Here is a 9,449-nt window from a genome sequence, read left to right as displayed (position 1 = left end):
CTCCCGCTACAGCGGCGCTCTGGTGGCGGATTTTCACCGCATCCTTCTCCAGGGCGGGGTGTATCTCTATCCGGGCACCCAGAAAAAACCAGAGGGCAAGCTGCGGCTGATGTACGAGGCCAACCCGCTGGCGTTTTTGGCTGAGCAGGCAGGAGGCGTGGCTACCACCGGCAGCGAGGCTATCCTGGACATCGTGCCCCAATCCCTGCACCAACGGGTGCCTTTGATTATCGGCAGCCGCGAGAATGTGGAAGAAGTGTTGCGCTGCCTTCGCTGACCTCCTAGCCCCTCTTCCCTGAGCCCGCCCACGCAAGCTGAGCCGACTCTATGGTGACCCTGGCTGAAAACCCCCTGCGCGTTGGCCTCAACCAAGAGCGCGTTCCGGATCCCTGTATCCTGGTACAGTTTGGCGCTTCCGGGGATCTGGCGGCCCGCAAGCTGATCCCGGCCTACTACCGGCTGTTTGTGCAGCGACGGCTGCCGCCGGAGTTTACCTTGGTGGGAGTGGCCCGGCGCGACTGGAGCCACGAGATCTATCGCGACAAAATGCGGGCGGCCCTGGAAGAATTTGCCCCCCAAGATCTGGGGCCAGAAGCCCTCTGGCAAGACTTTGCCCGCCGCCTGTTCTACTGTCGCCTTGATCTTGGCGATGCCGAGGGCTACCTGCGTCTCAAGCAATTCCTCGGCCAACTGGATGAGGAGCGGGCCACCCGCGGCAACCGGGTGTTTTATCTGGCGGTGGCGCCGGACTTCTACGCCCAGGCCATCCAACAGTTGGGGGCAGCCGGGATGTTGGCTGACCCGGCCAAAACGCGGGTGGTGATTGAAAAACCCTTTGGCCACGACCTCACCTCGGCCCAGGAGCTGAACCGCATCGTGCAGCGGATTTGCCAGGAAGAGCAGGTCTACCGCATCGACCACTACCTGGGCAAGGAGACGGTGCAAAACCTGCTGGTCTTCCGCTTTGCCAACACCATCTTTGAGCCCCTCTGGAACCGCAACTACATCGACCATGTGCAGATTACTGTAGCGGAAACGGTGGGGGTGGAGGATCGGGCTGGCTACTACGATGCTGCCGGTGCTCTGCGGGACATGGTGCAAAACCACCTGATGCAGATCTACTGCCTCACTGCTATGGAGCCACCTGTCTCATTACGCGGCGACGGGGTACGCAACGAAAAGACCAAGGTGCTGCAGGCTACCCGCCTGGCGGATCTGCGCAATGTAGCCGCGGCAGCGGTGCGAGCCCAGTACGGCCCCGGCTGGATTGCCGGCAAGCCGGTGCCAGGCTATCGCCAAGAGCCCAATGTCAACCCCAACTCGCAAACCCCCACTTACGTGGCCCTGAAATTGGAATGCGACACTTGGCGGTGGCAGGGAGTGCCCTTTTACCTGCGCACCGGCAAACGCTTGGCCAAGAAGGTCTCCGAGGTGGCCATCTACTTTAAGCAGGTGCCGCTCTCTCTTTTTCCTTCGGCAGCCCGGGAGGTGAGCCCCAACATCCTGGTGCTGCGCATCCAGCCCAACGAGGGCATCTCCCTGCGCTTTGAGGCCAAGATGCCGGGGCCAGAGATCCGCACCCGCTCGGTGGAAATGGATTTTCGCTATGGAACTGCCTTTGGGTCGAGCACCCCGGATGCCTACGAGCGCCTGCTGTTGGACTGCCTGCTGGGGGATCCCACCCTATTTACCCGCGCCGACGAGGTGGAAGCCGCCTGGCGGGTGGTGACGCCGGTGTTGTCGGCCTGGGAAGCCCAGCCCGAAGGCAATGGCGGCAGTGCCGCACCGCCGCTGTACACCTATGAGGCCGGCACCTGGGGGCCCAAGGCCGCTGAAGACTTGCTGGCCCAGTCGGGGCGGCGGTGGCGACGTCTCTAGTTTGTTTGAATCGCTGCCCTCACCCCCGCCCCCTCTCCCAAAGGGAGAGGGGAGTTAGAGATGGTGCTCCGCGCCGCCGGCGCAAACATGCATCTGGTTGGAACCAGCCCTGGCAGGGAAGGATCCCCGGTTGCTGCAGCTAACATGGGCATGACCTGTTTTTGCGTGGGTGTCATGCCGCCACTGGTATTCCGGCTACCTGTCCGGTTTTTGCTAACCTTGCCGCTGGGCTTTGCCATGGTGTTGGGGGTAGGGAGAGGGGATCCCGCTCGAGCCCAAGTATTGCTGCACCTTCCCCTGCCCAATGGGGAGTTGATGCGGGCCCAGGCCCTGCAACTGGCCACTGACTCGCTGCGGCTGGCCCAGTTTGGCCAGACAGAAGAGGCGCTGCGCCGCTTGCAACTGGCGGTGGCCATGGTGCCCAACTCCTCCGAGCTGCTCTATGTTTTGGGCAACGTCCACCTGGAGCGGGGAGACTACGCCCAGGCGGTGCAAGCGCTGCAGAAGGCCCGCGCCCTGGCTCCTGACGACGCCGATATTCTCTACTCGCTGGGAGCGGCTTACTTGCGACAGGGCAGCTACTTTGCCGCCGCCGAGGCTTTGGAACGGGCTGTGGCCCTGCAACCGGATAACCCCAACGCCCGCTTCCAACTGGGCAATGCTTATCTAATGCTGGATCAGTGGGATCCCGCCCGGCGGGAATATGAGAAGACCCTGGAGTTGGATCCCGCCTATTGGCCGGCCATGAACAACATCGGCTTGGTGGACTACGAGCAGGGAGATCTCGACGCTGCTATCGAGCGCTGGGAACGCACGATAGAGATGAACGACTCTGTGGCAGAGCCCTACTTGGCCTTGGCGACCGCTCTCTACATTCGGGGAGAAACCGGACGAGCCGAGGAGCTGGGGGCAAAGGCCATGCGCCTGGATCCCAGCTATGCCCGGCTAGAAGTGCTGCGGGAGAACCTGTGGCGGGAGAAGCTGCTGCGGGATGTGCAAGTTCTCCTGCGCAGCCGCCCCGTTGCCGAGGCTCTGCAGCAAGCTGCCGTCGAGCAGTTCAACCGGCAGATGGGCCTTGGGAAAGAGTAGGCTTAGGAGCTGCCCAGAATAGCTTGAGCCTGTGAGGCCCTTTGAAGGGCCTCAACCTTGGCCCGGATCCGCTCGGCAATCCCAGCGCTGTTCAAGCCCAGATCCGCCAAGGACTCCTCAGGAGTGGCGTGCTCCACCCACACATCCGGCACCCCCAGGCGCAACAAAGGCACCCGGATATCGGCATCCAGAAGGGCTTCCCCCACTGCCGAGCCAAACCCGCCCATGAGGCAGCCCTCTTCTACTGTCACCACCAGGCGGCTCTGTTGGGCCAGGGGCAGGATCAGCTCGGTATCCAGAGGCTTGGCGAAGCGGGCGTTGACCACAGTGGTGGAGATACCGTGTTCCTTCAAAATCTCCGCCGCCTGCAAACTGGGATGCACCATCGACCCATAGGCCAGGATCAGCACCTCGCCGCCGCTGCGCAGCACCTCGGCTTTGCCGATAGGAATGGGCTCCCACCCTTCCTCTGCCAGGGGCACCCCCACGCCGGAGCCACGCGGGTAGCGCATGGCAATGGGGCCTTGGGTGTACTGGATCCCGGTCACCACCATGCGCTGCAGCTCCGCTTCGTCTTTGGGGGCCATCAGCACCATTTCGGGGATGCAGCGCAGATAGGCAATGTCGTACATGCCCTGGTGGGTTGGGCCGTCAGCTCCCACCACCCCCGCTCGATCCAAGCAGAAAAAGACCGGCAACTTTTGGATGCAGACATCGTGGATGATCTGGTCGTAGGCCCGCTGCAGGAAGGTGGAGTAAATGGCCACCACCGGCCGCATCCCCTCGCAGGCCATACCGGCAGCCAATGTAACAGCGTGCTGCTCGGCAATCCCCACATCTATAAACTGATCCGGCAGCTTTTCCTTGAGTTTGTCTAGGCCGGTGCCAGTGTCCATGGCCGCCGTAATGCCGATGATACGGGGATCCCGCTCCGCCAGCTTGCAAAGGGCATGGCCAAAGACCTTGCTGTAGCTGGGGGGCTTGGGCTTGCTGGGCGGGTAGGGCTTGCCGGTGGCCAGGTCAAAGCGGGATTGGGCATGATACCCCACCTGCTCCGCTTCCGCTGGCGGGTAGCCTTTGCCTTTCACCGTGGCCACATGCACCAGCACCGGCCCAGAGATGCCGTGGGCCAACTCAAAGGCATCCAACAATTCTGCCAGGTTGTGGCCGTCCACCGGCCCCACATAGGTGAAGCCCAGCTCCTCGAAGATAATGCCGGCCTTATTGTTCTGCACGGCGGTAACCAGCTTCACCGTTTCCTTCATGCGGTCAATTTCCGGGCTGAGGCTGGAGCCAACCAGAGGCAGATTCTTGAGTTGCTCCTCCAGGCTGTCGGTCAAAAACTGCACCGGCGGGCTGAGGCGTAGGCGGTTTAGATAGCGCGGGAGCGCCCCCACGTTGGGGGAGATGGACATGCCGTTGTCGTTGAGAATCACCATCAAGTTGGTCTTGGGCAGGTGGCCGGCGTGGTTGATGGCTTCATAGGCCATGCCCCCTGTCAGGGCGCCATCGCCGATAATGGCCACCACCTTGAAGTTTTCTCCCCGCCGGTCGCGGGCAATGGCCATGCCCAGGGCTGCCGAGATGCTTGTAGAGGCGTGGCCGGCCCCGAAGTGGTCGAAGCGGCTCTCGCTGCGCTTGAGGTAGCCAGAGATCCCCCCCTTCTGGCGGATGGTGTGGAAGTTGTGGTAGCGGCCAGTAAGCATCTTGTGGGCATAGGCCTGGTGCCCCACATCCCAGATCACCTTGTCGCGATCTAGGTCCAGGGTTTTGTAGAGCGCCAAGGTTAGCTCCACTACCCCCAATCCCGGCCCCAGGTGACAGCCGACTGGGGAGTTGGCAGCCGTTTGCAAGTGCTTTTCGCGGATCTGCCGGGCTAAGCTGCGCAACTGGCCGAGGTTTAGGTTGCGGAGCTGGTTGGGGTGAGTGATTTCACTCAGGTGCATAGAAGACGAGTCCTTTCGGTGCACTCCCACTCTAAATCATCCTTTTCCCAAAGTGGCCGGTTGCCCCAGCCACCTCCTCAGGTGGCCGACAGCGGCCAGGGATCCCTTGGTAGGGTTAGCATCGGACAAAGGCCCAGCTTCTCGAGGTGGCCTTGAATTGGCTTGTTGTTGCCTATGAGGATTGCCGATAACATCACTCAGCTCGTTGGCCACACGCCGCTGGTGCGGCTGAATCGGATCCCGCAAGCGGAAGGATGCCGGGCGGAGATCGTGGTGAAACTGGAGAGCTTTAACCCGGCGGCATCGGTAAAAGACCGCATTGCCGTCAGCATGATCGAGGCAGCGGAGCAAGCCGGCTTGATCACTCCTGGCAAGACCATCTTGGTGGAGCCCACCTCCGGCAACACCGGCATCGGCCTAGCTATGGCGGCAGCAGCCAAGGGCTATCGGCTAATCATCACCATGCCCGAGAGCATGAGCCTGGAGCGGCGGCTGCTGTTGAAAGCCTACGGAGCAGAGGTACATCTGGCCAGCAGCGCCGGCGGCATGGGGGAGGCTATCTGGAAGGCGGAAGAGATTGTGCGCCGCACCCCTAACGCCTACATGCTAGGCCAATTTACCAATCCCGCCAATCCCCAGATCCACGCCCGCACCACCGGGCCCGAGATTTGGGAGGACACCGATGGTCAAGTGGATATCCTGGTGGCGGGGGTGGGCACCGGCGGCACCATCACAGGGGCGGGCGGGTTTCTCAAAAGCAAAAAACCCTCGATTCGGCTGGTGGCCGTCGAGCCCAAGGCAAGTGCAGTCTTAAGTGGGGGGCGGCCCGGCTTCCACCGCATCGAGGGCATTGGGGCAGGGTTTGTGCCCGATGTGTTGCGGCGCGACTTGCTGGATGAGGTGATTGCAGTAGACGACGAAGAGAGCATGGTCTACAGCCGCCGCTTGGCCAAAGAAGAAGGGATCCTCTCCGGCATTTCTACAGGCGCGGCCCTGGCCGCAGCTATCCAAGTGGGGCGGCGACCGGAAAACGCCGGCAAGCTGATTGTGATGATCCAGCCCAGCTTTGGCGAGCGCTACCTCAGCACCCCCCTCTTCCGCGACCTGGAGCGGGAGGAAGCCGATGCCGGGATCCTGAAGGCCAACCCAACCTAAGCCAGCAATTCCCCCAGGGAGAGCTCCTCCAGTCATTTCCCCAACATCCGAAATCCATCCGACGCTCAAAATTCGCCAGCCAGGGCTGCCACACAGCGCTCGCACAGCTCTGGGTGTTCGGCAAACTCCCCCACGCGGGTGGAATAGTTCCAGCAGCGCACGCATTTTTTCCCATCCGCCGGCTGAACGACAACCTGCAGGTCTTCCTCTGCAGGGTCAGCCTTGACCAGCTCGACTTGGGAAGTGATGAACAAGTAGCGCAGCTCTGCCGCCCGCTCTTCCAAGAGGGAGTACAGATGGGGATCCGTCACCTTCAAGATCAGTTTGGCCTCGGTGGAAGCGCCGATGAGCTTGTCGGTGCGGGCTTGCTCTAGGGCTTTGTTCACCTCCTGCCGCACCGCCCGCAGCTTTTCCCAGGTGGCCGCCAACTGGGGATCCCGCCACTGCTCTGGCAGCTGCATCCAGCCCCCTTCAAACACCGAGCGGGTAGGCTTGGGGTAGGGAAGGTAGCTCCAGATCTCTTCTGCGAGGTGGGAAAGCACGGGGGCGATGGCCTTGGCCAAGTTCTCCAGCAACAGCGACAGCACCGTCTGACATTGCCGCCGCCGCCGGCTGCGGGCGTGGCTGATGTAGAGGCGATCCTTGCCAATATCCAAGTAGAAGTTGGAGAGATCCACCACGCAGAAGTTCTGAACCGCCTGGAAAAAGCGGTAGAACTGGTAGCTTTCAAAAGATTCAGTGATTTCCTCTCCCACCTCCTTTAGGCGGTGCAAGATGTAGCGATCCAACTCCGTCAATGCTGCAAAGGGAACGGCATCCTGAGCTGGGTTGAAATCATAAAGGTTGCTCAGCAGAAAGCGGGCTGTGTTGCGGATCTTGCGGTATACATCCGCCATCTGCCCAAGGATGGTCTTGCCTATCGGCACATCCCCAGAGTAGTCCACACTGGAGACCCACAGCCGCAGCACATCGGCGCCATAGGCGGGATCCGTCTGGGGGTTGCTGCCGCCGTTGATGAGCACCAGGGGATCGATAACGTTGCCCAGGGATTTGCTCATTTTTTGGCCCTTTTCGTCCAGCACAAAGCCGTGGGTGAGCACTGCTTTGTAGGGGGCACAGCCATTGACGGCCACGGAAGTCAGCAAGCTGGACTGGAACCAGCCCCGGTGCTGGTCGGAACCTTCCAGGTAGAGATCCACCGGGTAGCCCAGCCCCTGGGCCTTGGCCACCGCCGCCCAGGAGGAGCCGGAGTCAAACCAGACATCCATGGTGTCTGTGCCCTTGCGGTAGGTGCGGCCATTGCGGCGGTACTGCTCCGGCAACAGCTCTTCCACCGGCCGCTTCCACCAGGCGTCGGATCCCTCCTGGGCAAAGATGGCTTTGATGTGCTCGAGGGTCTCGGCCGTGAGCAGAACCTCGCCCGTCTCTTCGTCGTAGAAAACAGGGATGGGCACACCCCAGGCCCGCTGGCGGGAGATACACCAGTCGGAGCGCTCTTTGACCATGGCGGTGATGCGGTTTTCCCCTTCCGGCGGGATCCAGTTCACGGTTTTGATGGCCTGCAGGGCCAGCTCTCGGAAGCCGGCTACAGACGCAAACCACTGCTCCGTGGCCCGGAAGATGGTCGGCTCCTTGGTGCGCCAGTCGTAGGGATATTTGTGGTTGTAGGGTTCTTCCTTGAGCAGGGCGCCGGCAGCCTGCAAGGCTTTGATCACGGCCAGGTTGCCGCTGGTCTCCGGCTTTTTGGAGAGCACATCCAGCCCGACAAACTGGGATCCGGCCTCGGCGGTGAATCTCCCCTGCTCGTCCACAGGGCTGAGGATGGGCAGGCCGTACTTTTGGCCGGTTTTGAAGTCGTCTTCCCCGTGGCCTGGCGCCGTGTGGACAATGCCGGTGCCGGACTCGGTGGTGACGTAGTCCCCCAAAACACAGAGACTGGCACGGTCAAAGAGGGGGTGGCGTCCCTGGCAGTATTCTAAGGCGGATCCCGGCAGCGTGGCCTTGACCTCTAAGGGGGTCTCCAGAACTTTCTCCAGCCGCTGCCGCAGATCGGCAGCAATCAACAGCAGGCCGAAGCGGGGAGACTCCACCACCGCATAGGTGAGCTTGGGGTTGAAACAGAGGGCCAGGTTGGCCGGGATCGTCCACGGGGTAGTGGTCCAGATGGCCACCCGCAAGCCCGGCAGAAAAGGCTCCAAAACCGGCTGCGCCGCCGGGCTGAGGCTCTGCAGAGGAAAAGCCACGTAGATGCTGGGGGAGATGTGGTTGTCGGGATATTCCAGCTCCGCTTCTGCCAAGGCCGTCTGCGAGCTGGGGCTCCAGTGGACGGGCTTGAGGCCGCGGTAGATGTAGCCTTTGAGGGCCATCTGGCCAAACACCTCGATCTGGGCTGCCTCGTACTCCGGCGAGAGGGTCAGGTAGGGCCGATCCCAGGATCCCCATACCCCTAGCCGCTGAAAGCTGGCCCGCTGCACGTTGACGTAGTGCAGGGCGTACTCTCTGGCCTTTTGCCGCAGTTGCAGGGGGGTAAGGCTTTCCCGCTCCTGGGGGGAGAGGCTTTGCAGTACCTTTAGCTCAATGGGCAGGCCGTGGCAATCCCAGCCGGGCACATAGCGCACCTTGCGCCCCCGCAGAATGTGGTACTTGTTCACAATGTCTTTGAGAATCTTGTTGAGGGTGGTGCCCATGTGGATGTCGCCATTGGCATAGGGCGGCCCATCGTGCAACACAAAGGGATCCCCGGGATTGGTTTCCGACAGACGCTGATAGATCTGTTCTTCCTGCCAAAAGGCTTGGATGGCGGGCTCCCTCTTGGCGGCCTCCGCCCGCATGGGAAACTGAGTTTGCGGCAGGTTGAGGGTACTTTTGTAGTCCACGGCAATTTGAGCAGGCTAAAGGGTGTCCTTCTATCCTACGCTGTTGCTCTCTCCTCAGCGGTGTCTCCTGACTTCCCCCTTGTTGGAGCCCTCTTGGGGAGAAGGGATCCGGCCCGCCACCTTGGTAAAGATTTGTGCTAGCCTCAGGATGTCGTTGAGTAAGGGAGGTTCCTGCGGATGCCAGATAGTAGTAGTTGTAAGGGTCGTCAAGTTGGGTTCAGCCGGCTGTGCGCCGGGGCTGTTCTCTAACGGCCTGAACTCAGATCCTTAGCTTGCTGAGGAGTCTTCGCGTTCTGGCTCGCTTGGAGTTCCTCCCGGCAGTCAGGTTCCAGTTGAAGGCCCGCTAGACCGCTCTCTCCTGGACCGCCTGTTTCTCCTTGGTGGTGGGTGAGAGCGGATAGTTTTTTGAGGAGTTTCTGCTCCAGTAAGCCCAACTCTTTGCTAGGTTGCTTCAAGAACATTCCTTTCTGGCTCATCACTGTACCTGCAAGGTCAGTCTTGGAAC

General features: G+C 61.4%; 6 protein-coding genes and 1 pseudogene. 4 read left to right on the top strand and 3 right to left on the bottom strand.

Translation table 11 applies throughout. The annotated features are described in order from the left end of the window. The 3 genes and pseudogenes from NW841_RS10145 to NW841_RS10135 all read left to right on the top strand — a co-directional run. Positions 1-277 (top strand): annotated as a pseudogene (locus tag NW841_RS10145) (class 1 fructose-bisphosphatase); the annotation flags it as partial. A 50-nt stretch (positions 278-327) separates the two neighbouring features. Then, the gene (gene zwf / locus NW841_RS10140; RefSeq protein ID WP_414386254.1) at positions 328-1,878 is read left to right on the top strand and encodes a glucose-6-phosphate dehydrogenase; all 1,551 of its coding nucleotides are present in this window, start codon (positions 328-330) and stop codon (positions 1,876-1,878) included. 150 nt (positions 1,879-2,028) lie between these two features. Beyond that, positions 2,029-2,967, top strand: coding sequence for a tetratricopeptide repeat protein (locus tag NW841_RS10135; RefSeq protein ID WP_414386253.1), 939 nt, complete (start codon positions 2,029-2,031; stop codon positions 2,965-2,967). Between the two features lie 2 nt (positions 2,968-2,969). Here the strand turns inward: NW841_RS10135 and dxs are convergent, their stop codons facing one another. Next, the gene (gene dxs / locus NW841_RS10130) at positions 2,970-4,913 is read right to left on the bottom strand and encodes a 1-deoxy-D-xylulose-5-phosphate synthase (RefSeq protein ID WP_414386252.1); all 1,944 of its coding nucleotides are present in this window, start codon (positions 4,911-4,913) and stop codon (positions 2,970-2,972) included. A gap of 174 nt (positions 4,914-5,087) precedes the next feature. Between dxs and cysK the strand changes: the two genes are divergently transcribed. Then, positions 5,088-6,068 (top strand): cysteine synthase A, encoded by a 981-nt coding sequence (cysK, locus tag NW841_RS10125; RefSeq protein WP_414365875.1) that lies wholly within the window; start codon positions 5,088-5,090, stop codon positions 6,066-6,068. A 65-nt stretch (positions 6,069-6,133) separates the two neighbouring features. Here the strand turns inward: cysK and ileS are convergent, their stop codons facing one another. Both ileS and NW841_RS10115 read right to left on the bottom strand, forming a co-directional pair. Next, positions 6,134-8,899, bottom strand: a complete 2,766-nt coding sequence (ileS, locus tag NW841_RS10120; protein ID WP_414386255.1) for an isoleucine--tRNA ligase — start codon at positions 8,897-8,899, stop codon at positions 6,134-6,136. Between the two features lie 290 nt (positions 8,900-9,189). Then, positions 9,190-9,449: hypothetical protein (locus NW841_RS10115; protein ID WP_414386251.1), on the bottom strand; the 260-nt coding region annotated here is incomplete at its 5' end.

Source organism: Synechococcus sp. H60.3, from assembly GCF_047462295.1.
GTDB lineage: Bacteria > Cyanobacteriota > Cyanobacteriia > Thermostichales > Thermostichaceae > Thermostichus.
The sequence above is the reverse complement of the archived record's forward strand: the minus strand, read 5'-3'. Positions and strand labels throughout refer to the sequence as shown.

Bases quoted from the DNA above. Each gene is read 5' to 3' on its own strand.
- ileS (WP_414386255.1), bottom strand. From the start codon at position 8,899: ATGCGGGCGGAGGCCGCCAAGAGGGAGCCCGCCATCCAAGCCTTTTGG.
- dxs (WP_414386252.1), bottom strand. From the start codon at position 4,913: ATGCACCTGAGTGAAATCACTCACCCCAACCAGCTCCGCAACCTAAAC.
- zwf (WP_414386254.1), top strand. From the start codon at position 328: ATGGTGACCCTGGCTGAAAACCCCCTGCGCGTTGGCCTCAACCAAGAG.
- cysK (WP_414365875.1), top strand. From the start codon at position 5,088: ATGAGGATTGCCGATAACATCACTCAGCTCGTTGGCCACACGCCGCTG.
- NW841_RS10135 (WP_414386253.1), top strand. From the start codon at position 2,029: ATGACCTGTTTTTGCGTGGGTGTCATGCCGCCACTGGTATTCCGGCTA.